At 41.5% G+C, this 26,552-nt stretch carries 21 protein-coding genes and 8 tRNA genes; 24 read left to right on the forward strand and 5 right to left on the reverse strand.

Annotated features, from left to right (window positions below; genetic code table 11):
- The first annotated feature begins 7 nt into the window (after positions 1-7).
- The 8 genes from nagX to GZH31_RS06530 all read left to right on the forward strand — a co-directional run bounded on the left by nagX (position 8) and on the right by GZH31_RS06530 (position 7,651).
- A complete protein-coding gene (nagX, locus tag GZH31_RS06495) occupies positions 8-1,138 on the forward strand; it encodes a transmembrane glucosamine N-acetyltransferase NagX (protein WP_180311497.1) in 1,131 nt (376 codons plus the stop codon).
- Positions 1,139-1,352: 214 nt separating this feature from the next.
- The gene (gene nagB, locus GZH31_RS06500) at positions 1,353-2,147 is read left to right on the forward strand and encodes a glucosamine-6-phosphate deaminase (protein WP_180311498.1); all 795 of its coding nucleotides are present in this window, start codon (positions 1,353-1,355) and stop codon (positions 2,145-2,147) included.
- Between the two features lie 168 nt (positions 2,148-2,315).
- The gene (nudC, locus tag GZH31_RS06505) at positions 2,316-3,233 is read left to right on the forward strand and encodes an NAD(+) diphosphatase (RefSeq protein ID WP_036969334.1); all 918 of its coding nucleotides are present in this window, start codon (positions 2,316-2,318) and stop codon (positions 3,231-3,233) included.
- 17 nt (positions 3,234-3,250) lie between these two features.
- Positions 3,251-4,429, forward strand: a complete 1,179-nt coding sequence (locus GZH31_RS06510) for a cystathionine beta-lyase (RefSeq protein ID WP_180311499.1) — start codon at positions 3,251-3,253, stop codon at positions 4,427-4,429.
- A 112-nt stretch (positions 4,430-4,541) separates the two neighbouring features.
- On the forward strand, positions 4,542-5,360 hold the full coding sequence (locus GZH31_RS06515; protein WP_036969330.1) for an ABC transporter permease: 819 nt from the start codon (positions 4,542-4,544) through the stop codon (positions 5,358-5,360).
- Positions 5,357-6,265: an ABC transporter ATP-binding protein gene (locus tag GZH31_RS06520; protein WP_065979344.1), complete on the forward strand. Its 909-nt coding sequence runs from the start codon at positions 5,357-5,359 to the stop codon at positions 6,263-6,265. The genes GZH31_RS06515 and GZH31_RS06520 overlap by 4 nt, the downstream gene beginning before the upstream one ends.
- 2 nt (positions 6,266-6,267) lie before the next feature.
- Complete coding sequence (locus GZH31_RS06525; protein WP_036969326.1) at positions 6,268-6,642, forward strand: PH domain-containing protein; 375 nt, start codon at positions 6,268-6,270, stop codon at positions 6,640-6,642.
- A gap of 220 nt (positions 6,643-6,862) precedes the next feature.
- Positions 6,863-7,651 (forward strand): putative porin, encoded by a 789-nt coding sequence (locus GZH31_RS06530; protein WP_036969325.1) that lies wholly within the window; start codon positions 6,863-6,865, stop codon positions 7,649-7,651.
- Positions 7,652-7,708: 57 nt separating this feature from the next.
- Here GZH31_RS06530 and GZH31_RS06535 read toward each other — a convergent pair whose 3' ends face one another.
- Complete coding sequence (locus GZH31_RS06535; protein WP_180311500.1) at positions 7,709-9,553, reverse strand: M2 family metallopeptidase; 1,845 nt, start codon at positions 9,551-9,553, stop codon at positions 7,709-7,711.
- Positions 9,554-9,761: 208 nt separating this feature from the next.
- Between GZH31_RS06535 and GZH31_RS06540 the strand changes: the two genes are divergently transcribed.
- Complete coding sequence (locus tag GZH31_RS06540; RefSeq protein WP_180311501.1) at positions 9,762-12,041, forward strand: acyl-CoA dehydrogenase; 2,280 nt, start codon at positions 9,762-9,764, stop codon at positions 12,039-12,041.
- A 91-nt stretch (positions 12,042-12,132) separates the two neighbouring features.
- A protein-coding gene (locus tag GZH31_RS06545; RefSeq protein WP_374027183.1) for an IS3 family transposase occupies positions 12,133-13,373 on the forward strand; the annotation gives its coding sequence in 2 pieces (ribosomal slippage) (positions 12,133-12,490 and positions 12,490-13,373; 1,242 coding nt in all).
- A 29-nt stretch (positions 13,374-13,402) separates the two neighbouring features.
- On the opposite strand, the gene GZH31_RS06550 is transcribed toward GZH31_RS06545, so the two are convergent.
- The 3 genes from GZH31_RS06550 to GZH31_RS06560 all read right to left on the reverse strand — a co-directional run bounded on the left by GZH31_RS06550 (position 13,403) and on the right by GZH31_RS06560 (position 17,497).
- The gene (locus GZH31_RS06550; RefSeq protein ID WP_036969320.1) at positions 13,403-13,843 is read right to left on the reverse strand and encodes a hypothetical protein; all 441 of its coding nucleotides are present in this window, start codon (positions 13,841-13,843) and stop codon (positions 13,403-13,405) included.
- 150 nt (positions 13,844-13,993) lie between these two features.
- The gene (gene cysK / locus GZH31_RS06555) at positions 13,994-14,962 is read right to left on the reverse strand and encodes a cysteine synthase A (RefSeq protein WP_036969317.1); all 969 of its coding nucleotides are present in this window, start codon (positions 14,960-14,962) and stop codon (positions 13,994-13,996) included.
- 201 nt (positions 14,963-15,163) lie between these two features.
- On the reverse strand, positions 15,164-17,497 hold the full coding sequence (locus tag GZH31_RS06560; protein ID WP_180311502.1) for a carbohydrate binding family 9 domain-containing protein: 2,334 nt from the start codon (positions 17,495-17,497) through the stop codon (positions 15,164-15,166).
- Positions 17,498-17,713: 216 nt separating this feature from the next.
- On the opposite strand from GZH31_RS06560, the gene GZH31_RS06565 reads away from it, so the two are divergent.
- The 14 genes from GZH31_RS06565 (at position 17,714) to GZH31_RS06630 (ending at position 24,823) form a co-directional block, all read left to right on the forward strand.
- Entirely contained in the window at positions 17,714-18,865 is a 1,152-nt protein-coding gene (locus tag GZH31_RS06565) for a dicarboxylate/amino acid:cation symporter (RefSeq protein ID WP_036971603.1), read from the forward strand.
- 108 nt (positions 18,866-18,973) lie between these two features.
- Positions 18,974-19,624: a UvrY/SirA/GacA family response regulator transcription factor gene (gene uvrY, locus GZH31_RS06570; protein ID WP_036971600.1), complete on the forward strand. Its 651-nt coding sequence runs from the start codon at positions 18,974-18,976 to the stop codon at positions 19,622-19,624.
- Positions 19,625-19,632: 8 nt separating this feature from the next.
- Positions 19,633-21,456 carry an excinuclease ABC subunit UvrC gene (uvrC, locus tag GZH31_RS06575; RefSeq protein WP_074989866.1) on the forward strand — a complete coding sequence of 608 codons (1,824 nt, stop codon included), beginning with the start codon at positions 19,633-19,635 and terminating at the stop codon, positions 21,454-21,456.
- A gap of 41 nt (positions 21,457-21,497) precedes the next feature.
- On the forward strand, positions 21,498-22,043 hold the full coding sequence (gene pgsA, locus GZH31_RS06580) for a CDP-diacylglycerol--glycerol-3-phosphate 3-phosphatidyltransferase (protein ID WP_036969313.1): 546 nt from the start codon (positions 21,498-21,500) through the stop codon (positions 22,041-22,043).
- Positions 22,044-22,183: 140 nt separating this feature from the next.
- Positions 22,184-22,259, forward strand: a tRNA-Gly gene (locus tag GZH31_RS06585).
- A 12-nt stretch (positions 22,260-22,271) separates the two neighbouring features.
- Positions 22,272-22,345 (forward strand) — tRNA-Cys (locus GZH31_RS06590).
- A 34-nt stretch (positions 22,346-22,379) separates the two neighbouring features.
- A tRNA-Leu gene (locus GZH31_RS06595) sits at positions 22,380-22,466 on the forward strand.
- A gap of 63 nt (positions 22,467-22,529) precedes the next feature.
- Positions 22,530-22,605: transfer RNA gene (locus GZH31_RS06600), tRNA-Gly, on the forward strand.
- A 39-nt stretch (positions 22,606-22,644) separates the two neighbouring features.
- A tRNA-Leu gene (locus GZH31_RS06605) sits at positions 22,645-22,731 on the forward strand.
- Between the two features lie 46 nt (positions 22,732-22,777).
- Positions 22,778-22,853 (forward strand) — tRNA-Gly (locus GZH31_RS06610).
- An 18-nt stretch (positions 22,854-22,871) separates the two neighbouring features.
- Positions 22,872-22,945: transfer RNA gene (locus GZH31_RS06615), tRNA-Cys, on the forward strand.
- A gap of 34 nt (positions 22,946-22,979) precedes the next feature.
- A tRNA-Leu gene (locus GZH31_RS06620) sits at positions 22,980-23,066 on the forward strand.
- Positions 23,067-23,295: 229 nt separating this feature from the next.
- Positions 23,296-24,316, forward strand: a protein-coding gene (locus tag GZH31_RS06625; protein WP_374027195.1) for an IS630 family transposase whose coding sequence is annotated in 2 segments (ribosomal slippage) — positions 23,296-23,748 and positions 23,750-24,316 — 1,020 coding nt in all. Because the reading frame shifts where the segments join, the coding sequence is not laid out codon by codon here.
- A 45-nt stretch (positions 24,317-24,361) separates the two neighbouring features.
- Positions 24,362-24,823 carry a hypothetical protein gene (locus tag GZH31_RS06630; protein ID WP_180311503.1) on the forward strand — a complete coding sequence of 154 codons (462 nt, stop codon included), beginning with the start codon at positions 24,362-24,364 and terminating at the stop codon, positions 24,821-24,823.
- 17 nt (positions 24,824-24,840) lie between these two features.
- On the opposite strand, the gene GZH31_RS06635 is transcribed toward GZH31_RS06630, so the two are convergent.
- Positions 24,841-26,259, reverse strand: coding sequence for a sodium:alanine symporter family protein (locus GZH31_RS06635; RefSeq protein ID WP_180311504.1), 1,419 nt, complete (start codon positions 26,257-26,259; stop codon positions 24,841-24,843).
- Positions 26,260-26,552: the final 293 nt, after the last annotated feature.

The following is a 26,552-nucleotide window of genomic DNA, read 5'->3' on the forward strand; positions in this document are numbered from 1 at the left end:
TAATAACATGACAACAACACACCCTACAAAAAAACGTTTAGCCTCATTAGATGCGCTTCGTGGCATGGACATGTTTTGGATATTAGGTGGTCAGTCGATATTCGCAGCGCTATTTGTGTTAACAGGCTGGACTGGCTGGAAAGTATTTGAAGCACATACTGTGCACAGTGCCTGGCATGGCTTTACTTTTTATGACTTAATTTTCCCGTTATTTATTTTCTTATCAGGCGTTGCTATGGGGCTTGCACCGAAGCGCATTGACCACTTAAGTTGGGATGAGCGTAAAGTGTATTACCGTAAGGCAGCTAAGCGTTTGTTATTATTGTGCCTATTAGGGATTTTGTATAATCATGGTTGGGGCACAGGCATGCCTGTGGCGCTTGATGAAATCCGTTATGCCAGTGTACTTGGTCGCATTGCGATCGCGTGGTTTTTTTGTGCCATGCTAGTGTGGCACACGAGTCTGCGTACTCAAGTTATCACGGCATTGTCTATTTTAGTCGGTTATTGGGTCCTTTTGTGCTTTGTGCCAGTACCCGGTGGCAGTGCAGGGGACTTATCTGCAGCGAGGAGTTGGAATGCATGGTTTGATGCACATTTATTACCAGGCATTAGCTATCAAAACCGTGTCGTTGACCCAGAAGGCGTGCTGTCGAATGTTCCAGCGATTGTTAATGCTTTAATCGGTGTGTTTGCAGGCCAACTTATTGCCCGAGCTCAGCAAATGGGTGAATGGAAAATGTCGGTGATACTGTTTGCCTCAGGGGTTATCTGTGTGTGTTTAGGCTGGTTATGGGACTTACATTTTCCGGTAAATAAAGAATTATGGACGAGTTCGTTTGTATTGGTCACTGTTGGCTGGAGTGCGATGTTACTTGCTGTGTTTTACGCGCTGGTGGATATTCTGCCAGGCCAGCGAGCAGCGTATCCATTTGTGATCATTGGTGCTAATTCAATTATTATTTATTTGGCATCAAGTTTGGTGAATTGGGGCTATGTAAGCCAAAGTGTGTTTGGTGGAGTGATCCGCTCAACACCAGAAATATGGCAGCCTTTAATGAGTGTTATTGCATTACTGGCCGTTCAAATGCTGGTGTTACATTGGATGTACCGCCGCAAAATTTTCGTGAGTGTATGACAAAATAGCCCCATTTTTTGTCGAAAACAGTTATTTTTTATTCACTTTTACTTTACAAACTTAAATCTAAAAGTGATAATGACAGCGTTGTCATAATGGTTGTAGTCACTGTACCGTATCCTGGCAGTGGCTTGATCTAAAACCCAATTAGATTGCACGTGTGGTTGGGTTTTAGATCCCATTTTTTTCCAACTTAAAATTAGAGCTAATCGATATGCAAATAGTGATTCTTGATGATGCCGCACAAGTCGCAGCCTATGGTGCTGACATCTTTGCAAAACAATTATTAAAAAAGCCAGCGTCAGTACTTGGTCTCGCAACAGGTTCAACACCTGTTGCGCTATATCAAGAACTCATTACTAAAAATAAAGCGGGTGATATTTCCTTTAGCCAAGCGACAACATTTAATTTAGATGAATACTTAGGTTTAACAGGTGAGCATCCACAAAGTTACCGATACTTTATGAATGAGCAGCTGTTTAATCATATTGATATCGATAAAGCCAATACGCATGTGCCGCCAGGGGATGCAGAGAATCCTTTGGTTGCGTGTAAAGACTACGAGCAAAAAATTGTCGATGCGGGCGGCATCGATGTGCAATTACTGGGCATTGGTCGTAACGGTCACATTGGCTTTAATGAGCCGTCGTCAGGGCTTGCATCACGCACACGTGTTAAAACACTGACTAAAGCAACGATAGATGATAACGCGCGTTTTTTTGCTGAGGGCGAATACCAGCCTCATTTATCAATTACGATGGGGATTGGCACCATTCTCGACGCTAAAAAAGTGGTGCTGCTAGCAACAGGTGAAAGTAAAGCCGATGCTGTACATGCGATGGTTGAAGGCCCATTAATGGCGAAATGCCCAGCATCAGCATTGCAGCTACACAAAGATGCAGTGATTATTATCGATAAAGCTGCTGCAAGTAAATTAGAAGATTTAGCGTTTTATCAGCACATAGAGGCTGAAAACCAAAAATTACAGGCACACCTAGCGAGCTTGTAAAATTGTGAGAGAGCATAAAAAAGCCCATTTGGGCTTTTTTTATGCCCGTTATAAATTGGGTTTATCATCAGCTTATGGTAATTTCGTAGACGAACCTTTTTAGGATACTAAAACGTAGTTTCTTTAAATGGTTAGAGTAGAAGATGTAAATTATTTCAAAGGAACGTCATGCTGAATTACTCTCAAATGCCATTGGACCGTGCATCAAATCGTCGCAAAGATCCTAAGTGGCTAAAGGCACAAATAAATTCGCAAAGCCGCTGGTTATTGGTTAATAAAAATCAAAGTTTATTCGTAAAAGATACGCCGCAAGTATGTTATTTACGGTTATCGCAAGTGGATCATTTAGACTTATCAAAAGGCATTTTGCTTGGCCTTGATGAGCAGGACATTGCTCATTTTGCATTGGATGTAAGTGACGTTCCAGAATCGGTAATAGCTCCCGTACTTGATGGTGCTGAATTTGTTGATATTCGCAAGTTAGGCCCTCAAGTTGAACTTAAACAAGGCTCTATTGCAGCCCTTGCCAGAGGTTTATGCTTTTGGCATGCAACGCATCGTTTTTGTGGTCGATGTGGTCATGAAAATAACATGGTTGAAGCGGGTCATTCACGCTTATGTGAAAATCAAACCTGTCAACATCAAACATTCCCGCGCACTGATCCTGCCGTTATTATGATTGTAACAAAAACCTTTGCTGATGGCGTTGAGCGCTGTTTACTAGGTCGCCAAGCCAGTTGGCCCGAAGGGGTTTATTCAACGCTTGCTGGATTTGTTGATCCTGGCGAAACGTTAGAACAAGCCGTTGCACGCGAAGTAATGGAAGAAGCGGGGATTGAGGTGACAGAGATTCAATACATTGCCTCTCAACCGTGGCCATTTCCTTCCTCTATAATGTTTGGTTTTATGGCAACCGCCGTGTCAGAAGATATCTTAGTTGATAAAGACGAATTAGACGATGCGAGATGGTTTAGTCGTGCTGAACTTAATGAATTTGGGCAATGGCATGAACAAGGCAATCACCTTAAGCTAACACGACAAGATTCTATTTCACGATTTTTGGTTGAGCACTGGCGCAACCTGTAAAGCAGATTGGAAAACAAATGAAAAAGATAAATAGAAATACCCAACTCGTCTCTGCAGGGCGTAAGAAAGCCTATACGCAAGGCGTTGTTAACCCGGTAGTGCAACGTGCGTCAACGGTGGTATTCGACTCAGTTGCAGAGTTAAAAGAAGCAGCAAAAAAACGGGGTGATAAAACACTGTTTTATGGCAGACGAGGAACAACAACACACTTTGCATTACAAGAAGCCATCGCTGAACTTGAAGGTGGCGAAGGCTGTGCGCTTTATCCATCAGGCGCTGCGGCTATTAGTAACGCTTTATTGTCGTTTGTAAAAACGGGTGATCATATTTTAATGGTCGACACGGCTTATGAGCCGACACGCGACTTTTGCGATAAAATACTGGCGGGCTTGGGCATAGAAACCACTTACTACCCACCAGGCATTGGCGCGGGCATTAGTGCGCTTATAAAAGACAACACCCGCGTGCTATTTTTAGAATCGCCGGGCTCAATCACCATGGAAATTCAAGATGTGCCAGCGATGGTTGCTAAAGCAAACGAATGTGGTGTGATGACCATGCTTGATAATACGTGGGGGAACGGTTTGCATTATCGCCCACTTGAGCACGGTGTTGATATCAGTATTCAAGCTGCAACAAAGTACATTGTTGGTCACTCCGATGTAATGATGGGTGTGGCGGTTTCAAATAAAAAATATTGGCCAACATTAAGAGAAAACTCATATTTATTGGGTCAATGTACCTCAGCAGATGATGCGTATTTAGCATTGCGCGGCCTTCGTACGATGGCTGTGAGATTAAAACAACATGAGCAAGCTGCAATTGACGTTGCAACATGGCTTGAAACCCACCCATTGGTTGATCATGTACGCCATCCTGCATTCGAAACATGCCCAGGGCATGAATTCTTTAAGCGTGACTTTGATGGCAGTAATGGCTTGTTTTCATTTGTAATGAAAGTAGGTAATCAGCAAGCCATTGATGCATTTCTAGATAGCTTACAGCATTTTAAAATGGGCTTTTCATGGGGAGGATATGAAAGCCTCGTCACGGCAAACTTAACCATGAAAGGACTGCGTTCTGAAACAGGTTGGACGCAAGGCCCTGTGATACGTTTACATATAGGCCTAGAAGATGTGGCTGATTTGCTAGCCGATTTAGATCAAGCACTCGCCATTTATGAGCAGCACCTCTAACTTGAAAATATACTTTGTTACATAAGAGCCGTTTATCGGCTCTTTTTTTCTGGTAATTCAAGCTGTTTCACCTTAGTGTAAATTAAATATTAAAATTCATTAAGGATTATGAGTGACGCAGTTACATCCTAAACGCCTTGCGCAAATTGCACAATTTGAGCTTGTAAGACTCTTTTTAACCAAAAGAGGGTTACTAGCCGTTGCCGCATTTGCCATTTGTTGGTTATTAATTTTACGCTACCCCATAGCGCAATCTGTTAGTTTAATAAGTTCGCCAGATTTTGCCGATTTTGCGAGGCAAATGTTTGGTGCTATCGGAATTAGTAAACTTCTCGATTGGCCAGAATCAGAGCTTGCGGTGTATTGGCTTATTGCTTTGTTTAGTTTTCCTGGTTTTTGTTTATTTTTATGCAGTGACCAAACCGTGGGAGATAAACAACGCGGCACACTGCGCTTTTTATCCTTGAGAGCGACGCGTAGCGAAATAATTATAGGTCGCTTTTTAGGGCAGTTATTAATACTCACCGTACTTTTATTTGTGACCTTAATGGCCACTGTTTCGATGTTAGCGTACCGAGAGCCGAGCTTATTTGTATCTGGGCTTAGCCGCAGTGTTGTTTTATTACTGCATTTAGTGATCACCGTTATGCCATTTATCGCGTTAATGAGTTTTTTAAATACGTTTGCACGTTCTGCGCGATTATCCTTTGTTTTGGCTATTTTATTTTTTGCAGCAGGGAACATTATTATTGGTCTTTTAAGCTGGCAATGGCCTATTTTTGAGGTGTTAAATTATCTGTTTCCAGGTTATCAAATTGACCTTATGGCAGGGCAAAGGGCAGGGCTGATGTTAGGTGTCGGTTTACCTTTGCTGCAGACAGCTGTTTTGTTAGTTGTGGCTGAGCGTATTTTTGCAAGGAGTTCATTATGACCGTATTAATTCGTGGCGAAGGTCTATCGAAAAATTATGGCAGCAAACGCGCGCTCGATAATGTCAGTTTCGAAATTAGTAAAGGGGCACCAGTGGCATTGGTTGGGCCAAATGGAGCCGGTAAAACAACGCTATTTAGTTTGCTCTGTGGTTACATTTTACCTAGCGCAGGAAGTTTATCGGTAATGGGCCATAAACCGGGCAGTGCGGCCTTGTTTGGTAAGCTCACTGCATTACCACAAGATGCTCAACTGGACCCGCGCTTTAGCATTGCCCATCAACTTAATTTTTATGGTCAATTACAAGGCTTAAGCAATGCGGTACGCAACAAAGAAACCGCACGCGTACTTGAGCTGGTTGGTTTGGCTGAGGTAGCTAAACAGCGCCCTGATGATTTATCGCATGGCATGCGCAAGCGCGTCACAATTGCGCAAGCATTAATAGGCACACCTGAAATCGTGATGCTAGATGAAGCAACCGCTGGCCTTGATCCGATTCATGCGCGTGAAGTGCGCGAGCTTGTCAGTACACTTAGCAATGAAGCGACTTTTATTTTGAGCTCGCATGATTTAACTGAACTCGAGCGTTTATGCTCTCAAGTGCTGCATTTAGACCAAGGTGTGTTAAGCGAGCATCAAGCTCGTTCAACAAGTCAGGACAACAAACATTATATCACTTTGCAACTGAGTCAATTATACGACGGGGTAGAGACCAAACTATCAAGTTTGCCAGAGGTCAACCATGTCTATATGAGTCAATCAAAAGAATATGTTATAGAGTTTGAAAAAGGCGCTGACCCATTTGATATCAATCTTCTTCATTTTTGTTATCAACAAGGTTGGCACTATCGCCAATTGGTTAATGGTCATACACTTGAAAATCAAATATTTAATAAGGAGAGCTAATCATGGGTCTATTAAGTGGGTTAATGGGGAATGCAAGCGAAGTCGATAACAGTGACTTAGAGCATTTAATTGCCAATACATTAATTGAAGGAGAAAGCGTACAAAAAGCCTACAAGGTTGTACGCGATATGTTTATCTTTACCAATAAAAGACTAATCCTTATTGATAAACAAGGTGTTACTGGTTCTAAAATGGAAATTTTGAGTATTGCTTATTCAAAAATCACCAAGTTTAGTAAGGAAAGTGCCGGTCATTTTGATTTAGATGCGGAGTTGAAAATTTGGGTTGGGTCAGATCCAACACCAATCACTAAAGACTTTAAAGCCGGAGATAACATTAATGAAGTTTATAAAATTATAAGCCAATTCTCTATATAAGGTACTGAACTGCTTGTTCTTTTCTAGAAAAAGGGGGCTTTGAACATCCGTTTAAGCCAACTTTTTCTTTACATTTACCGACACTTTATTACAATTAGTATAGTAAAAACAAATGCTTAGTTAAGTTGTTGTTCAGTTTTCTCACGTTAGCATGTGCCCACATTAGCCAACAGGCTAGTTTTTAATAGCAATAAAACAATGTTAATAGGGAAATCTGTTTATGAAAAAGTTAGCAGTTATTATTTCAAGTATGCTTCTGTCAACTGCCGCGACTGCTGCGGATAGTTATCAATCAATTAGCCATTTAGGGTACATGGACACCGATGGCAACGACACTGTGAGTGTTGATTCAACTTACTACTTTGCTCCAAAGACGACATTAGGTCCGTATGATCAATTTGAATACATCAACAAAACAACCAACGTGTATGGTTCGTATGCTGATGATGACTTTGGTGATGTGACGGGTCTTGGCGGTGAGTACTTTGTAAAAGATTTCGTATTTGGTGCGGGCTATAACAATTATGACTATGGTTCGAGCACAGATGTATTTAACGTATCTGCGGGTTATTTCTTTAATCCGAACCTACTGTTAAAAGCGACATTCATCGACGTTGAAGACGGTGAAAATTCGGTGATGTTTGATCTTAAGTACAATCACCAGCTAAACAGCACAGATTACGTGGGCTTCACATTAACAGCGGATGATGACTTTGATTATCGCGCAGTGAATGCGAAGTACTTCATGGACCTTAAACAAGGTAATTACTTAACGGTTGAAGGGACTATCTCTGATACTGATAATGCAGGTAGTTCATGGGAGTTAGGTTCTAACTACTATTTCTCAAAAGCAACATCGGCATTTGTTACATTTAACAAAGAAGATGATTACAGCTTTGGTGCTCAACATTATTTCAACAAAAATGTGGGCTTAAAAGTGGGTTATGCAAACAACTGGGATGACTCAGATTACGATGCATACTTCGCAAACGTTAGCCTGCAGTTCTAATCATTTATTTGATGATATGAAAAAGCCCGCATATGCGGGCTTTTTGCTTTAGGTTGTTTACCAACCGCACTTACGGTCTTTATTTTGTTCATCAAGGTATTTTTGTAATGGTGCAAAGTAATCTAAGATTGCAGTGGCATCCATTTGTTCTTTACCGGTAATGGTTGCAAGTGCTTCTTGCCATGGACGACTCGAGCCCATTTCAAGCATTGCATTTAGTTTCTCTCCAGCCTCTTTAGAGTTATACACAGAACAGCGATGGATGGCTTCTTCGTTGCCCGCAATTTCACAAAGGCTTCTGTGGAAATCAAACTGTAAAATATGGGCTAAGAAATAACGTGTATAAGGCACATTACCTGGAACATGGTATTTTGCACCGGGATCAAAGTCTGATTCACTTCGAGCGATTGGCGCTTGCACACCTTGATATTTCTCACGTAACTCCCACCATGCTTTATTATAGTTTTCAGGTGTTACTTCGCCAGAGAATACCTTCCAGCGCCATTGGTCGACAAGCAGGCCGAATGGAATGAAGGCGACTTTCTCAAGAGCCATTTTCATTAATAGCCCAATATCTTTAGACTCATCAGGCACTTCATTTAACAGGCCTATTTCTTTTAAGTAACCCGGCGTTACCGAGAGGGCAATGGTGTCGCCAATTGCTTCATGGAAACCATCGTTCGCACTTTCTTGATAATAAACCGGTTGAGTGTTGTAGGCACGTTGATAAAAGTTATGCCCTAACTCGTGGTGAATAGTTGAGAATTCTTCGCCTGTGCGTTGAATACACATTTTAATTCGTAAATCGTCTTTACTATCGATGTTCCATGCAGAGGCATGACACAACACATCACGATCACGAGGCTTTATAAATAATGAACGTTCATAGAACGTGTCAGGAAGTGGTGCGAATCCCATTGATGTAAAGAATTTTTCTGCACCGCGAACCATTTTCAGTTCATCGTAATCGTGTTCAGCAAGCAATGCTGTCACATCGTAACCAGGATCTGCGTTTTCAGGCGCAACAACATCATAGATATTGCCCCACGTTTGTGCCCACATGTTACCTAATAGGTGTGCTGGGATTGGTTGGTCTTGGGGTACTTTATCTTCACCATATTGTTCACCCAGTTTTGCACGAACGTGACAATGAAGCGATTCGTAAAGTGGTTTAACTTGACCCCAAATACGGTCGAGTTCTTTGGCAAAATCATCAGCAGGCATATCGTACTTGCTTCGCCACATTGCACCTGTATCTGCGTAACCTAGTTCTTTAGCGCCTTCATTGGTTAGCACAACCTGTTGTTCATACAACGGGCGCATAGGTTTTGATACTTGTCGCCAACCTTGCCATAAATCGAGTAGTTCGTTGTAGTCTCGGCTGGTGGCCATTTTGGCGGTCATTTCACCTAGGCTTAAGCAATTTCCCTCTTCTTTACAATATTTCCCTTTACCATAAATACCGCCAAGTTCAGCCACAAGCTGTGATAACTTAGCAGTTTTTGCTGCATCTTGAGGTGCAGGCAATGTGAGAGCTAGCTTTAGTTTATCGAGTTTTCGGCGCGCATCGTAATCAAGCTCTATACTGTCAAACTTGGCTGCTTCGTTAGCGAGTCGCACAACCGATTCAGTCATTTTTCGATTAACTTCTGCTGATAACTCAGCACTGTCATGAGTAATGAAGTTTGCGTAAATCCATTCAGCACGGCTCGATTCTAAAAACAGTGCACTTAATTCTTTTTCTGTTTCTGCGATAAATTTATCTGCATCTTGTGCTGTTGCTTGGGGTGGTGTTTGCGTGGTCGTTGTTTTCGCAGTAGGCGCTTCGTCGTTACAGCCAGAAAGTGCCAACGCACTTGCGACCATTACAGCACTCACACTGAGCTTAAATGGAGTCTTCATAGTTTTTCCCTAAAGAATGTTATTGTTATCGAACTACTGGCTGAGCTCTGATGTGTCAGTAGTTTTAGTATGGTAGTGGCATAATAGCAGTGTCGAAAAAAAGAACAAGCGAAGAGCCGAATTGAGTCACCGTTACGATTTGACACGTTGTATTTATGGCACGATCAGTCATACTTGAGGCAGTTGATTAAAATAAAAGGATTGCACAATGACTACTGTAATTATTCTGTTACTGGTTGCTGTGATTGTGATTTTTGCTGTGAAAGATATTCGCATAAACCTGATCACGCGACCTACATTTAGTATGTTTAAAAGGGTATTACCGCCTTTATCTCAAACAGAACGCGAAGCAATGGAAGCGGGTGATGTTTGGTGGGATGGTGAGTTATTTAGTGGTAACCCTGATTGGCAAAAGCTACATCGCTTTCCCAAGCCTGAGTTGAGCGAAAAAGAACGTACATTTTTAGCTGAGCAAGTAGAAACCTTGCTGGCAATGCTCGACGATTATCAAATTGTTCAAAAAGATAAAGACCTGCCTAAAGAAGTATGGGATTACCTGAAAAAAGAAGGTTTCTTTGCACTGATCATTCCAGAGAAGTTTGGTGGTCGTGAATTTTCGGCAATTGCTAACTCGACCATTGTGTCTAAAATTGCCACTAAGAGTCTAACAGCCGCTGTGACGGTTATGGTTCCTAATAGCTTAGGACCGGGAGAATTACTGCTTCATTACGGTACAAAAGAGCAGCAAGAGCGTTGGTTACCAAGCCTTGCAAAAGGTGATGATGTGCCATGCTTTGCATTAACAGGACCTGAGGCCGGCTCAGATGCAGGGAGTATTCCTGATACGGGTGTCGTGTGTAAAGGTGAGTTTAATGGCGAAGAAGTCATCGGTTTAAAACTTAACTGGTCGAAACGCTACATTACGCTTGCACCGATTGCGACCGTGTTGGGGCTCGCGTTTAAAATGTATGACCCCGATGGTTTACTAGGTGATAAAAAAGAGCTGGGCATTACGTGTGCGTTAATTCCAACCGACCACGAAGGCGTGCAAACAGGTGAGCGCCACTATCCATTGAATATGGCGTTTATGAATGGCACCACGTACGGTAAAGATGTATTTATTCCGCTTGATTGGATTATTGGTGGAAAGCAGGGTGCAGGACGAGGTTGGCGTATGTTGGTTGAATGCTTAAGCGCAGGCCGCGGTATTTCGTTACCCGCCTTAAGCACAGCAACCGGGCATTTAGCTTCACGGATGACATCTGCCTATGCCACTGTTCGTCAACAGTTTGGTGTCTCTATTGGTCAATTTGAAGGAGTGCAAGAGGCTTTGGCACGCATCGGCGGGTTAACTTACACGCTTGAGTCTGCTCGACTCATGACCGCAGGAGCCATTGATTTAAAATTGAGCCCTTCGGTAGTCACTGCGATTGCCAAATACCATATGACAGAAATGGGTCGTACAGTAATGAACGACGCAATGGATATTCATTCAGGCAAGGGAATTCAAGTCGGGCCTAATAACTATCTAGCTCATGGTTATATGGGGATCCCAGTGTCTATTACGGTAGAAGGCGCTAATATTCTTACCCGTAATTTAATGATTTTTGGTCAGGGCGCAACCCGCTGCCATCCATTTGTACTTAAAGAAATGGAAGCTGCTGCAATGGAAGATCACGACTTAGCGTTAAAAGAGTTCGACGCGCTACTACTACAGCATATTTTGTTTGCTGGGAGTAATGCGGGGATGGCTTTTGTACACGGTTTAACGCGTAGTTATTTTGCCAAAGCGCCTGTGAGTGGTGCCACTTCTGTGTATTATAAGCAATTAGGGCGCATGAGCCGAGGCTTAGCGTTTTGCACCGATGTAGCGATGTTAGTTTTAGGCGGCGAGTTAAAGCGCAAAGAAATGATTTCAGCACGCTTAGGCGATGTTCTCAGCCACCTGTATTTAGCTTCTTGTGTACTTAAACGTTACGAAGATGAAGGGCGTCAACAGGCCGATTTACCGTTTGTTCAATACGCAGTAGAACATTCACTGTTTAGTATTGGCCAAGCATTTGATGGCTTTTTCAAAAACTTCTCAAACCCTGTAGTGAACTTTTTACTTAAACGTATTGTGTTTCCATTAGGCAACCATTATCACCGCCCAAGTGATGAGCTGGCGCAAACTATGTGTGAGCACATGAGTAAGCCTGGTGTGTTCAGAGATAGGTTAACACACTTGTGCTATGTAGATGAGAATGCTGGGACGGGTGTGATGGAAAATGCCTTTATGGCGATGATTGATACTCATGAAGACTTCAAGCAGCTGCGCAAGTGGCAAAAAGAGGGCACCATTGGCCGTAATTTAGAGCTAGAAGATGCGATAGCGGTGGCGGCAGAGAAAAACTTGATTAACGACACGGTTGTTGAGCGAATGAATGAAGCAAATGCGCTGCGAAAACGAGCCATTGCTGTTGATAACTTTGCCACCGGTGAGCTGTAGCTCATAGCATAAAAAAGCCTTGCAAGAGCAAGGCTTTTTTAAACGTTATTTTGTCTCGTCCTGAAATGTGTTTACACATTTAGGACTTATTATGACCAAGTCAAATAATACACCGATCAAACGAACACAACGAGATTATTCATTAGGCTTTAAATTACAAGTTGTCGACGCTGTAGAAAAAGGCGATATGACTTATAAACAAGCCCAAAAAATTTATGGCATACAAGGTCGCTCAACTGTGCTTACTTGGTTGAGAAAACACGGTAAGATGGATTGGACTCAATCACCTAAGATGACTATGCCTAAATCACCTAAAGCCAAAGAAAGCCCCGCACAAAAAATCAAGCGTCTCGAACGAGAGCTCGAAGATGAGCACTTACGTAACCTGTTACTCAATGAAGTGGTTAATATTCTTGACGCTGAGCATGGGACAAACCTTAGAAAAAAGTATATTGCCAAGGAGCAAGAAGCCTTCAAAAGCAAAAAATAGTTAGCTTAGAACGTGCTTGCAAGCTGCTTGGGATAACGAGACAAGCAATATATCAACGAGAGAGCAGAGCTAAATTGCGTGCTATTGAACTTGCACCAGTTAAAGCGATGGTATTGGAAATACGACGCTTTATGCCGCGTTTAGGTGGAAGGAAATTATATTTTCTACTGAAACCCAAACTCATAGAGCAAGGTATAAGTTTAGGTCGAGATGCTTTTTTTAGTTACTTAAAAAGTGAACATTTATTGGTTAAACCTAAGCGTAGTTATACAAAAACGACGTTTAGTAAACATTGGATGAAAAAGCATCCTAACTTGCTTAAAGATAGACAACCATCGAGGCCAGAAGAGGTATTTGTAAGTGATATAACCTACGTTCAATCAACGCAAGGTGTTCACTATCTATCGCTGGTAACTGATGCGTATAGTCGCAAAATTATGGGATATGAACTCAGTGATGAAATGAAGGCGACAGATGTGGTTAAGGCATTAGATATGACCATCGCTAATCGTCAGTATCAATGCAGTACGATTCACCATTCAGATAGAGGGTTACAGTATTGCTCACGGGTATATCAAGTAAAGCTTAATGAAAATGGCATTACTCCATCGATGACCGATGGCTATGATTGCTATCAAAATGCATTGGCGGAGCGCATTAATGGCATATTGAAGCAAGAATTCTTACTCTATAAATGCCAAAATCTGAAAGAGCTACGTGAACTCGTCGAAGAATCAATAGTAATATACAATGAAATGAGGCCGCATTTGAGTTTAGGCATGGAAACCCCAAACCAAGTGCATAAAAAAGACCAGGAGCAAAAGCTACTGGCCTTCAATTAAAACCGTCAACGTATTTTAGGACGAGACATTTATCGTGCAAATGGGTCTGGATTAATTTTTTCGATATACCAATTGCTCTTTTTACGTATCATTTGAACACTGCGCATATCATCTATTTTCTTACCATTAAAGTAGCCGGTAAATATTAGGTTTATATTCGCTTTATCACCGTACTGTTCGCGTAGACTCATATTTGTCATATCGACTTCAATCACGACTTCATCGTATTGCATATTAATAAGGTTACGCGCAAATTGGCTTGCTGTGCCGTAAGATTTCATAATGCGCGCCATTTTAGGGGTGGCATATTGCATTGCAAGATCGAAATCTTTTTGATTATAAAGGGCATCGAAATATAAGGTTGCTGTGTTTCCTGGTGTGTTCTTTTCACCTTTTGGAGAATCTTCAGAGCCGCAACCGAACAGCAGCACGCCACTTAATAGAGCACAAATAAAGAGTATTTTTTTCATTGTTATTGTTTGGCAGTTCAAGATAACTTTAAGTGTGTGACGAAATGGCAGTGATGTAAAGTTAACTCAGTAAATTTATTGGATAATATTGAATTTTATGTAATAAAAAAGGATGCACATGCATCCTTTTTTTTGATTTTGAGTGTGTGATTACTGTACTAATTCTTTGTCGCTAAACTCTTCTGCAAACAATGGGCTAGATAAGTAACGCTCTGTTGCACTTGGTAAAATAACGACAACATTTTTGCCTGCATTTTCTGGTTTTTCAGCTAAACGTTTAGCTGCAACAACCGCTGCACCAGAAGAAATCCCGACTAAAATCCCTTCGTTTTTCATCAATTCATGTGCCATTGCAATCGCATCTTCATTTGATACTTGTTCCGCTGAATCGACAACTTCTAAATCTAAGTTGCCCGGGATGAAGCCGGCTCCGATACCTTGAATTTTATGAGGACCTGGTTTGATTTCTTCACCAGCAAGCGTTTGGCTGATAACAGGTGAGTTTGTTGGCTCAACAGCAACAGATTGCACATTTAGGCCTTTTTCAAGCTTAAGGTAACGACTCACGCCAGTGATTGTACCGCCCGTGCCTACACCAGCTACGAAAATATCGATTTTTCCATCCATTGCATCATAGATTTCAGGGCCCGTGGTTTCAAAGTGGATTTTAGGGTTGGCTGGATTTTCAAATTGTTGTAAAAGAATGTACTTTTCAGGCTCGCTCGCTTGAATTTCTTTCGCTTTTTCAATTGCGCCATTCATCCCCTTAGCACCATCGGTTAACACAAGGTTTGCACCCAATGCTTTTAATAGCTTACGACGTTCTAAGCTCATTGTATTTGGCATAGTCAGAGTTAATTTGTAACCACGAGAAGCGGCTACGAATGCTAATGCAATACCCGTATTACCAGATGTAGGTTCAATTAACTCTTTGTCTTTTGTTAAAACGCCAGACTTTTCAGCTTCCCAGATCATTGAAGCGCCGATACGGCATTTAACACTGAAGCTCGGGTTACGTGATTCTACTTTAGCAAACACATTACCTGTGGTAACGCGGTTAAGCTTTACAATTGGTGTGTTACCAATCGTTAATGAATTATCTTCAAAAATGTTAGACATAATGTTCCCTTGGAAGCAATTTATTCAATCGGGATCAAATAGCTTAGGCTATCGATCTGTAATAGTCACACTTTACTTCGCCTAATAAAAAACGAAAGTAAAGTTTGGCTATAACATATAGCGAATAGGCTTATAGCATTTAGGAATAAGCTTTAAAACTAAAGGAAAAAAGGGCACTTCGTTTGAGTGCCCTTAATGAGTCTACAATAACCAAGCGTAGCTGAACTTAGCAAATAAGGTTCGTTGTTCTTGGGTGATTGATGACAGTTCATCATCTTGGTAGCCATTATCAGAATAGCCAGCAAAAAAGACTGTTTGTGGGTTCAATTTGTATGAATACAGTAATTGTGTGGCGAGCTTTTTGTATTGGCTGTCTACGTCGTCTTGATAGTTAGCTTGATTGCGCTCTAGGTCTGTGTAAATTACAGCGAGACGTAAAAAGCTATTGACGTTAAATTGGTAAGTCAAACGTACATCGCTTAAATTAGCAGTGAAAACATCGCTACCATCAGCTTCTAGTTGTTCGTATGTATGACGTAATCGTACTTCAAAGTGCTTACCTAAGTTCATATTTAGAACAGGACGAATATGCAGCTTTTCACCAACACGGTTATTCGCTAAATCGACAGCATTTCCGGTATACATATATAGAGAGGCAAACAAACCTGCCTGTGGCTTAAAGTCACTGTAAAAGCCAATGCCGTTTTCGCTAAATAGATCCGTGTTGTCATCTATGTCTAGTCGTGACTTGTCATGACGAAGCCCTCTGCGGTTTCGATGTTCAACTGATAACTCAAAGAAGCTTTGTAATGGGCCACTGACTGAAAAACTTGACTGCGCTTCCTTCTCAAGTAGTTCGTTATTCTCGTTATGTGTAATATCCCAATCGGCATAAAGGTTAGCTCGATTCCACCAATTACCTTTATCGCCATACCAGCGGTATTCACCACCGGTGGTAAATTTTTTAAAATCAACTTGTGAAATAAAACCTAAATCAGCGCGTAAGTCGGCATCGCGGTAATTATAGTCTGCAAACGCACGCCAATATTTTTCGTCGTGTTGGTATTTTACAAAGTAACCGTTCCCTGATTGCTCCTGTTGGTTGAGTACCCGTAAAACTCCTTCGTTATAATCACAGTCGCGATTGATTTCACATGTCACTTGTTCTGGCTGTGTGCAGTTATTGCCATCGCAAAGCTCATCGATAAATGTTTGACTGTACTGAGTTTCCGACTTCAGGACTTGTACGAGAAACGTGTCGTTCACCGTTGGTTTATATTTGCTGTCGATGCTGTACACCGTGTTTTTGTAGTCATCACTTTGACGGTGTGTGGCTGTTGAGCCTAATGACAAACCTGATTCAAAATCGTATCGATAGCGCAAAGCACCGTTCTCACTTTTACTGTCAAGAGAGACAAGCGACGAGCCCAAGTTGCCAGGGATCAGCACATTGGTTTGATTGTCGTTGGCTATAAAGCCTGCGAAAGTATGACCATTTTTGCTACCCGTTATTTTTGTGCCGTAATCAGGTTGAGCAATATTACGGGTGTGGATTAAATTGAGTGTTGAAGCAAAGTAGTCTGCATTATCAAGAAAAAATGCCCGCTTTTCAGGAAAGAACAAGCTAAAGTTGTTGTTAACACTTAACTGCGCTACATCGGCCTCAACTTGTGAAAAGTCAGGATTAATAGTGGCATTTAATGTGATATCGGGTGTTATACCCCATTTCAAATCTAAGCTTGCTTCGGTGGTGTTTTCACTTTCCCATTCATCAATATGAGCATTCTCTATCTCTCGGGTTTCATTTTTGCCTAATACAATAGAGGGGATCACGGCCACGTTATTCCCTTGTTTGGCTTCTTCAAAACCTTGATAGCTTGGCATTTGGCAAATCCAGCAGTTATTGCCGTGGTCAATTTTCATATTAGAAATACGCAAACGTTCGCTGCGTGGTAAGAATCTGACAAACTCCATAGCCATGGTTTTGGTTTTAATGCTGTCATCGAAGTTAAGTACGCGAAGTGGAATAGCCACTTCAACGGTATAACCACGGTCATGAATAACGCCTTCGCTATCCCAAATACCATCCCATGAAGAGCTTTCATGTTTTGTAAGCTCGTTTTCAATGGAGTCTTGTTGCACACCTAATGGATTAATAAAAAATTGATAAGCAAGCTGCGAATTATTATATGAATCTATTTTTAGGCCGACTAGGTCATCATTCCATGCAGCATCACGGTCACGGTAAAAAGCGCGAATAAGTTCAGGGTTCGGATCGTTTGCTTCAAAACCTATGTATAAGGTTTCGCCATCTTCATAGACATAGGCAAAGGTAGTAACTGGGCTCTTAGCATTCTCGTAAGGCCAAGTGACATTATCGATTACTATTTTTCTGGCTTGCTGCCAACTAGGTTCATCCAGTTGACCATCAACTGTTGCAGATTCAGCAATAAATGGAAGTTGAATGGGTAGGCTAGTCGCCAAGCTTGTAAAAGGCGTACACAAAAGGGCCACACTTAAAATTGATTTATACATAAGTACTATTTTTGGTATTCAAAACTGCGCGCATGTTATTAATTTACGAGTTTGTTAACAAATGCAACGCGATAGGGTGCATATATTTACGTTCAAATTAGATTCAGGATAATCGTGGTGGTAAATTAGGCAATCAAACACAAATTTGGCTGTTTTATAACAAAAGTAAATCAAAACGTGGTAAAAGGTTACCACCAAAAAAAAGAAGTGATCGTTATGAAGTTAATTCTTAAATTAATTGCCGGTATTGTTGCCGGTATTTTAGTGGGCTTGTATGTGCCACTAACGGGTGTTGAACTCCTTTATACAGCAAAAGAAATTATTGGTCAGTTGATCACCTTTACGATTCCGCTGATTATTTTATTTTTTATTGCATCAGGTATTGCTGGTTTGCCAAAAGGCTCGGGCCACTTACTTGGCAAAACAGTTGGCTTTGCCTATGGCTCTACCATCATTGCTGGCACATTGGCATTTTTACTCGTGAGTGCCATGATCCCATTATTTGATGGTGGCTTAACATTTGAAGCTGAAGTTGCCACAGAAGTGGGTAGCTTTATTGATCTAGAAATTCCGCCGTTAATGGGTGTGATGACCGCGCTTGCAACCGCATTTGTGTTTGGTATTGGTATGAGCCAGTTGCAGCTGGATACTTTAAAGAAAGTGTCAGATCAAGGTCGCGATGTTATTGATGGCTTGTTGGCGAAAGTAATTATTCCAGCATTACCATTTTATATTGCTGGTGTGTTTGCTGAAATGACAGTGGCTGGTACCGTTGTTGATACCCTTCAAACCTTCGGTATTGTGTTACTTGCCGCACTTATAATGCATTGGTTATGGCTAACCGTTTTATATGTAACAACTGGTTTATTATTAAAGCGTAACCCATTAGAGCTTGTAAAAAATATGCTGCCAGCTTATTTTACTGCTTTAGGTACAATGTCGAGCGCGGCGACGATTCCAGTTTCGTTACGCTCTAGTAAAGCCAACAATGTAAAAGAAGATGTTGCAAACTTTACTGTGCCTCTATGTGCAACCATTCATTTATCAGGTTCGACGATTACAATCGTTACCTGTGCGATGGCTGTCATGTTTTTATCACCTAATATGGATGTGCCGTCATTGTTTGGTATGTTGCCATTTATTATGATGTTAGGCGTTGTAATGATTGCAGCACCGGGTGCACCAGGTGGTGCAGTGATGTCTGCGTTAGGCTTGTTAACAAGTATGCTTGGTTTTAATGAAGGTGCAGTGGCATTAATGATTGCCCTTTATTTAGCGCAAGACAGTTTTGGTACTGCCTGTAATGTAACAGGCGATGGTATCATTGCGTTGTGGGTTGATCGCTTTAGCGAGAAAGCCGCAGCGTAAAATTAACGAGTGAAACGATATTTTGATTTATCGTTTCACTTCTTCTGTGCTAATGTGGCACATTAAATAGTGCAAAAGCATATATTTGGGTTATTTGAGGGTGTTCCATTGATTAATGTACTTTTAGTTGATGACCATGAGCTTGTACGGACAGGGATCAGACGTATACTTGATGATGTTCGTGGTTTTAAAGTGGTGGGTGAAGCTAAAACAGGTGAAGAAGCGGTGCAATTTTGCCGTCAAAACTCACCTGATATCGTGTTAATGGACATGAATATGCCAGGTATTGGCGGCTTAGAAGCGACGAAGAAAATTTGTCGTTACTGCCCTGATGTGAAAATTATTGTGCTTACTGTACATTGTGAAGATCCATTCCCAAGTAAAGTAATGCAAATTGGTGCCCATGGTTATCTAACCAAAGGGGCTGGGTCTGATGAAATGGTTAATGCCATTCGTGCTGTTAATGCGGGTCAGCGTTATATTGCGCCTGAAATTGCCCAGCAGATTGCTCTTGCGCAAGTTAGCGGTCGTACTGATGAAAACCCTTTCCAAAGTTTATCTGAGCGTGAACTGCAAATTATGCTTATGATCACCAAAGGTGAAAAAGCACAAGATATCGCAGAGCGTTTAAACCTCAGCTCTAAAACAGTCAATAGCTATCGCTATCGTATGTTTGAAAAGCTAAATGTGGGTGGCGATGTTGAGTTAACCCATTTGGCGATACGTCATAAAATGATCGACATTGATAGCTCGCATTAATTTGCTCAATGTCTGATTTCGATTCCGCCCGTTTTCTTAAAACACTATCAAGCGAACCCGGTGTATACCGAATGCTTGATAGTGAAGGGCAAGTTATTTATGTCGGTAAGGCAAAGAACCTCAAAAAGCGTGTTACAAGTTATTTTCGCAGCAATGTAACAGACAGTAAAACGCGTGTATTAGTTAGCAATATCTGTGGCATTGAAGTTACCCTGACGAATACAGAAACTGAGGCTCTTCTTCTCGAAAACAACCTTATAAAAAAATATCAGCCTCGCTATAATATTTTACTGCGAGATGACAAATCGTATCCGTATATTTTACTGACAAATCATAAACATCCCCGTTTGGCGTTTCATCGTGGTAGTCGCAAAATTAAAGGTGAGTACTTCGGTCCTTTTCCAAGTGCGGGTGCGGTATCAGAAAGCTTACGGCTAATGCAAAAAATCTTTCCTGTTCGTCAATGTGAAGATGCCTATTATCGTGCACGAAGTCGCCCATGCCTTCAGTATCAGTTAAAACGCTGTTCTGCACCTTGTGTCAACAAAGTATCTGATGAAGAGTACAGTCAAGAAGTCGACTTTGTTCGTAAGTTTCTACTTGGCAAGTCACATGAAGTTATTGCCGATTTAATTACAAAAATGGAACAGGCCAGTAAAGCACTAAAGTTTGAACTGGCTGCTAAAGTACGTGACCAAATTTTGTTGCTTAGAAAAATGCAAGAGCAACAATCTATTTCAGGTAATCATGCTGAAATGGATGTGGTGGGCTTTGCACATTTAAACGGTTTAAATGCCGTACATTTATTAATGATCCGCGATCATAAAGTATTAGGCAGTAAGACTTATTTTCCTAAAGTCCCTAAGGATTCAGGGCAAGAAGAAATTCTCACCTCCTTCTTAGGGCAATACTATTTAGCACCGGGTGCAACAGGGCGAATTGCAAAAGAAATCATTTTGCCGTTTGCTATTGAAGAAAGTGAGCCATTGAGTAATGCGCTTACCACAATTTCAGAGCGTAAAGTCACCTTGAAAGTAGCGAATCGAGGTGAGAGAGCGCAATACTTAAAGCTTGCAAATAAGAATGCGCTTAACAGCATAAGTGTAAAACAAAGCACGCAAGACTCAATTAACAAGCGTTATGCGCAATTAAAAGAAACACTTCGGCTTGACGACATTAATCGCATGGAGTGTTTTGATATCAGCCATACAATGGGTGAAAACACAGTAGCAAGTTGTGTCGTGTTTGACTCACAAGGGCCAAATAATAAAGAGTATCGTCGCTTTAATGTGACGGGTATTACTGGCGGTGATGACTATGCCGCCATGGAGTTTGCGTTAAACAAGCGTTATAACAAAGTTGTTGATGAAGACAAGATCCCAGATGTTATCTTTATTGATGGTGGTAAGGGGCAATTATCGCGTGCTGAGCAATATTTTGAAAATTGGCCCCATAGCAAAATGCCACTGTTAGTTGGCGTAGCAAAAGGCACGAGCCGTAAGCCCGGTTTAGAAACCTTATTGATTGACGGCGGTAGGAAGACTATTCCGCTTGATTCAGATGCGCCGGCACTTCATTTGATCCAACATATTCGCGATGAATCACACCGTTTCGCAATTGCAGGACATCGTAATAAGCGTCAGAAACAACGGACTCAATCATTACTTGAAGAAATAAATGGTGTGGGGCAAAAGCGCCGACAATCATTATTAAAATATTTAGGGGGCATGCAAGGGGTAAAAGCTGCTAATATAGAACAACTAAAACAAGTTCCTGGGATCAGCCCTGAAATGGCTGAAAAGATATTTAATCATTTGCATGACAAGGCGTAGCCTTCATGCGAATATAGAAAAAAAGACATCTCCAAGTAGTTATGTGGAATATTCCAAACACACTCACAACCTTTAGACTTTTTCTTATCCCCATTTTTTTGGTGATATTTTATTTACCTTATTCATGGGCGTTTTTCGCGGCCGCGTTTGTTTTTTGGCTTGCATCAATTACTGATATTCTTGATGGCTATTTAGCACGCCGTTTAAATCAGTCTACACCTTTTGGTGCATTCTTAGACCCTGTTGCCGATAAAGTAATGGTCTGTGCTGCATTAGTGGCATTATCTAGTCATTATCAGAATTTATATATGACGATTCCCGCACTTGTTATCATTAGCCGTGAAATAGTTATTTCTGCCTTACGCGAATGGATGGCAGAGCAGGGCAAACGAGATAACGTTGCTGTATCTAATATGGGCAAGTTCAAAACAGCTGCACAAATGTTGGCGATAATCGGACTTATTTGGCAGTTTGATACCTGGATGATTTATTTAAGTTATGGACTTTTATATATTGCCACGTTCTTAACATTGAGTTCGATGCTGCAATATTTGTTTGCTGCTTGGTCAGAATTGACCAAAAATTGATCCTAAACGTATAATTACACACCATTTTAGATAAAAAATAAGCAAACAGTTTAAAACTCGCATTTTTTATATTGACGCGTTTAATAATCTCTGTAGAATGCGTCCGTGTTGAGAGGGCATAGCCCACAAGATAAAGAAAAGCGGCACTAGCTCAGTTGGTAGAGCGCAACCTTGCCAAGGTTGAGGTCACGAGTTCGAGCCTCGTGTGCCGCTCCAATTATCTAATTTGGCGGAATGGCAGAGTGGCCATGCAGCGGATTGCAAATCCGTCCACCTCGGTTCGACTCCGGGTTCCGCCTCCATTCAACACTCCACACGCTCTTTGAGCAACCCGATGCCCGGGTGGTGGAATTGGTAGACACAAGGGATTTAAAATCCCTCGTTCGTAAGGACGTGCCGGTTCAAGTCCGGCCCCGGGCACCATTTGTGGTTAACTACAATACCAAATGTAGTTTTAAAATAGTTTAACTTTAGAGTTAATATGATGCGGCACTAGCTCAGTTGGTAGAGCGCAACCTTGCCAAGGTTGAGGTCACGAGTTCGAGCCTCGTGTGCCGCTCCATATTAGCTTTATCCACTTGCTTTAAATAGCAAACCCGATGCCCGGGTGGTGGAATTGGTAGACACAAGGGATTTAAAATCCCTCGTTCGTAAGGACGTGCCGGTTCAAGTCCGGCCCCGGGCACCATTTAAACTTTATTTAGTTTAAACTGTATGGATAAAACACTAAATTTGCGGCACTAGCTCAGTTGGTAGAGCGCAACCTTGCCAAGGTTGAGGTCACGAGTTCGAGCCTCGTGTGCCGCTCCAATTATTTGGAAGCGATAAGGCGGAATGGCAGAGTGGCCATGCAGCGGATTGCAAATCCGTCTACCTCGGTTCGACTCCGGGTTCCGCCTCCATTTAATACTCCACATGCTCTTAGAGCGACCCGATGCCCGGGTGGTGGAATTGGTAGACACAAGGGATTTAAAATCCCTCGTTCGTAAGGACGTGCCGGTTCAAGTCCGGCCCCGGGCACCATTTATACTTCAAAGTTTATATCTACTCTATTTCATATTTATTTCTATTTCCTTATTTACTCTAATTAGTTTTGTTATTTCCAAAATAGCTTTATAGTTTGTGTATGGCTACTTGTTTAATGTATGCGTTAAATTTCCTTACATTATCAGTGGTATTATACCATTCCGCTTAAATATCTGATCTAATATAGGCTATATAAAATCACCGGTTAATAACATTGAACCAAAACATAGCTGAACAGCTTTTAGCGCTTTCACGAAAAGAACCAAATGCACGAAAACGCATACGATTACTCGCAGTGTCATTATTTTATGAGGGGAATAGCAGAACTGATATTGCAAAACGTCTTAACATAGCACGAAGTAGTGTTAATAAATGGGTTTCTAGTTACCTAGAACAGGGGCTGTATGGCTTAGACAATAAGCCTATACAAGGGCGTCCATCTAGATTACAACAGTCACAACTTGAGCAACTGTCTGAATTTATAAAACGCACGAACACAGAACTTCAAGGTGGCCGGCTTACCGGTGAAGACATTGTGCATTACATTAGCACTGAATTTGGTGTTCATTATCACTTAAATCATACTTATAAAATACTCAAGCAGCTTGGCTTTAGTTGGATCACAAGCCGTTCGAAACACCCTAAACACTCATTAAAAAGCCAAGAAGCTTTTAAAAAACTTCCAACTGGAAACGATCCTTCACACACCCGGACACCTTCCACTTGACCGTATCGACGTATGGTTTCAGGACGAAGCACGATTTGGCCAGCAAAATCCGACTACGCGCATTTGGGCTGAAACAGGCACTCGGCCACGGATAGTAAAACAACAGCAGTTTGACTATGGATATTTATTTGGTGCGGTATGTCCTGCCACAGGCCAAACAGAAGCGCTAGTAAGCCCATTCGTCAATAAAGAAGCAATGACGCAGCACCTGAGTCAGATATCACAAGCTACACCAGTTGGCAGACATGCTGTCGTGATAATAGATGGCGCAGGCTGGCACACATACGATACAGCCGCAGAATTTAACAACCTCACGCTAATAAAGCTCCCTCCTTATTCACCAGAGTTAAACCCAATAGAGCAAGTATGGAGCTGGATACGACAACACTGTTTATCCAATAGAGTGTTTTCGGGTTATGACGAAATTGTTGATGAAGTTTCAAAAGCATGGAATCACTTTATTTCAATACCGGAGCGAGTGATGAAGATGTGTAATCGGGAATGGATAAAGTTGATTTAACCTTTATGCGGAATGGTATTATTCATAAAGTATCAAGGAAAGATAATGGAACAATTTAAACGTGGTTTAAATCAGTTTTGGGTAGGCGCAGTGTTTGGTGTATGTTTCGCCATTGCGCTTGTTCTTATTCCGGTTGCGATTATTATGTCTAACATCAATGACGTACTGAAGATTCATGAAGTCAGTGTGTTAGTCAAAAAAGTCTCAACGGCATTTGATAAAACAGAACAAGCTCTCGAAAAAGCGAAAACAGCACTTGTTGATTTTGACAATGAAGTGGTGGTGGAAGTGCTCACGGCAGTGCAATCTTACCAACAACAAACTCAGCCGCTATTTTCGGCAGAACAAAAGCAAGCCCTTAAAACAAAAGTCAAAGCTCAGTTAACAGAAAAGCTAAAAGTAACGTTAACCGAACAGCAAGTTACATTCTTACTCACGGTTTTTGAAAAGCTTGCAGAATCAAAAAAGGGAGCTGAACAGCTCCCTGAAAATACGACACTAAATTAAGCAAAGACCTATCAAGCTTACTTACGCCAAGCACCTTTTGGTATTGTTTGATTTAATTTTTCGTTTTGTGACGGATCAAACGTGGGTAGCTTGCCCGCTTTACGTTGGGTGTTGTAGTCTTTAGCAAGCCAAATTACGACACCTGACAACATAAATAACGCAATAACGTTGACGATAGCCATAAGGCCCATGGATATATCAGCGAGAGTCCAGACAATAGGTAACTCACCAAGTGCGCCAAACATTACCATACCCAGCACTAATAATCTGAAGATCACCATACCTGCAGCGTGGTTATGTTCTAGAAATAATAGATTTGTTTCAGCGTATGAGTAATTGGCAACTATCGATGTGAATGCAAAGAATAAAATCGCAATTGCAACAAAGGTTGCGCCCCAACTTCCAACATGCTCCTCAAGTGCTGCTTGTGTCAGTGCAATACCCGTAACCCCTGATTCTGGGATTAATTGTTGAGATAATAAAATAAGAGCCGCTGTGGCTGTACATATAATAATGGTATCAACAAAGACGCCAAGCATTTGTACATAACCTTGTGAAGCTGGGTGTGGCGGATTAGGTGTTGCTGTTGCAGCAGCATTCGCGGCGCTACCCATACCTGCTTCATTTGAGAACAAACCACGTTTTATACCTTGGATCATTGCTTGCATCACGCCATAACCAATAGCACCTGCACCTGCTTGTTCAAGTCCAAATGCACTATTAATTACATGCATAAACACATTAGGTAATAATTCATAGTTGATTGCACAGACATAAAGTGCAACGAGTAAGTAGGCAAGCGCCATAAAGGGAACAACCATCTCTGCGAATCGAGAAATTGTCTTTAAACCACCAAAAATAATAATGCCCGAACCAAGCACAAGCGTAATACCGACAATATACTTTGGAATACCAAACGCGACATCAAACGCTGCAGCGATAGAGTTAGATTGTACAGCATTAAATACAAGGCCGAAGGCAAGGATCAAACACAGCGAAAAGATCACGCCCATCCAACGTTTACCTAAACCGTATTCCATATAATAAGCAGGACCACCTCGAAAGTTACCGTCTTCATCGACCGTTTTATAAGCTTGCGCAAGTGTACTTTCAGCAAAACTGGTTGCCATACCAATTAAAGCAATCAACCACATCCAAAAAATAGCACCTGCGCCCCCTAAATAAAGTGCAACTGCTACACCCGCCATATTACCTGTACCAACGCGAGCTGCTAAAGAAGTACAAAAAGCTTGAAAAGAGGAGATGCCTTCTCCTGAACCTTGGCGGCTATGAAACATAACCTTGATCATATGGGGAAATTGGGTGAATTGAATGAAACCGAGTCGAAGAGTAAAAAATAGCCCCGCAGCTATTAATAGGTAAACCAGAATGTGACCCCAAAGTAGGTCACTTATACTATTTATAATATCTGTCATTTTACATGCCTTGTGAGCGAGTGGAAAATCTGCGGCGCAACTTACCACAACATAGAGGGATAGTTTAGTAATTCTGTTAAAAAACCAGGGTTATCCACAGGGTTTTGTGGGTAAGATGTTGGTACTTAGTGGGTATCTAACGTATTTAAAAATAATTAAAAAATAGTAAGAAAAGTGCTTGCGTAAAAAATCCATCCCCCTATAATGCGACCCCACTGAGACGGGAGACAGCAACGAAAGACGCTGAACAACGTAGCAGAGAGTTAAGTAAAACTTCGGTTTTAAGTCTTCGA

Source organism: Pseudoalteromonas sp. JSTW, assembly GCF_013423925.1.
Classification (GTDB): Bacteria; Pseudomonadota; Gammaproteobacteria; order Enterobacterales; family Alteromonadaceae; genus Pseudoalteromonas; species Pseudoalteromonas lipolytica.

Bases quoted from the DNA above. Each gene is read 5' to 3' on its own strand.
- GZH31_RS06540 (WP_180311501.1), top strand. From the start codon at position 9,762: ATGACTACTGTAATTATTCTGTTACTGGTTGCTGTGATTGTGATTTTT.
- GZH31_RS06535 (WP_180311500.1), bottom strand. From the start codon at position 9,553: ATGAAGACTCCATTTAAGCTCAGTGTGAGTGCTGTAATGGTCGCAAGT.
- GZH31_RS06510 (WP_180311499.1), top strand. From the start codon at position 3,251: ATGAAAAAGATAAATAGAAATACCCAACTCGTCTCTGCAGGGCGTAAG.
- GZH31_RS06530 (WP_036969325.1), top strand. From the start codon at position 6,863: ATGAAAAAGTTAGCAGTTATTATTTCAAGTATGCTTCTGTCAACTGCC.
- GZH31_RS06550 (WP_036969320.1), bottom strand. From the start codon at position 13,843: ATGAAAAAAATACTCTTTATTTGTGCTCTATTAAGTGGCGTGCTGCTG.
- pgsA (WP_036969313.1), top strand. From the start codon at position 21,498: ATGTGGAATATTCCAAACACACTCACAACCTTTAGACTTTTTCTTATC.
- GZH31_RS06560 (WP_180311502.1), bottom strand. From the start codon at position 17,497: ATGTATAAATCAATTTTAAGTGTGGCCCTTTTGTGTACGCCTTTTACA.
- nagB (WP_180311498.1), top strand. From the start codon at position 1,353: ATGCAAATAGTGATTCTTGATGATGCCGCACAAGTCGCAGCCTATGGT.
- GZH31_RS06525 (WP_036969326.1), top strand. From the start codon at position 6,268: ATGGGTCTATTAAGTGGGTTAATGGGGAATGCAAGCGAAGTCGATAAC.
- nagX (WP_180311497.1), top strand. From the start codon at position 8: ATGACAACAACACACCCTACAAAAAAACGTTTAGCCTCATTAGATGCG.
- GZH31_RS06565 (WP_036971603.1), top strand. From the start codon at position 17,714: ATGAAGTTAATTCTTAAATTAATTGCCGGTATTGTTGCCGGTATTTTA.
- cysK (WP_036969317.1), bottom strand. From the start codon at position 14,962: ATGTCTAACATTTTTGAAGATAATTCATTAACGATTGGTAACACACCA.
- GZH31_RS06630 (WP_180311503.1), top strand. From the start codon at position 24,362: ATGGAACAATTTAAACGTGGTTTAAATCAGTTTTGGGTAGGCGCAGTG.
- nudC (WP_036969334.1), top strand. From the start codon at position 2,316: ATGCTGAATTACTCTCAAATGCCATTGGACCGTGCATCAAATCGTCGC.
- GZH31_RS06520 (WP_065979344.1), top strand. From the start codon at position 5,357: ATGACCGTATTAATTCGTGGCGAAGGTCTATCGAAAAATTATGGCAGC.
- uvrC (WP_074989866.1), top strand. From the start codon at position 19,633: ATGTCTGATTTCGATTCCGCCCGTTTTCTTAAAACACTATCAAGCGAA.
- GZH31_RS06635 (WP_180311504.1), bottom strand. From the start codon at position 26,259: ATGACAGATATTATAAATAGTATAAGTGACCTACTTTGGGGTCACATT.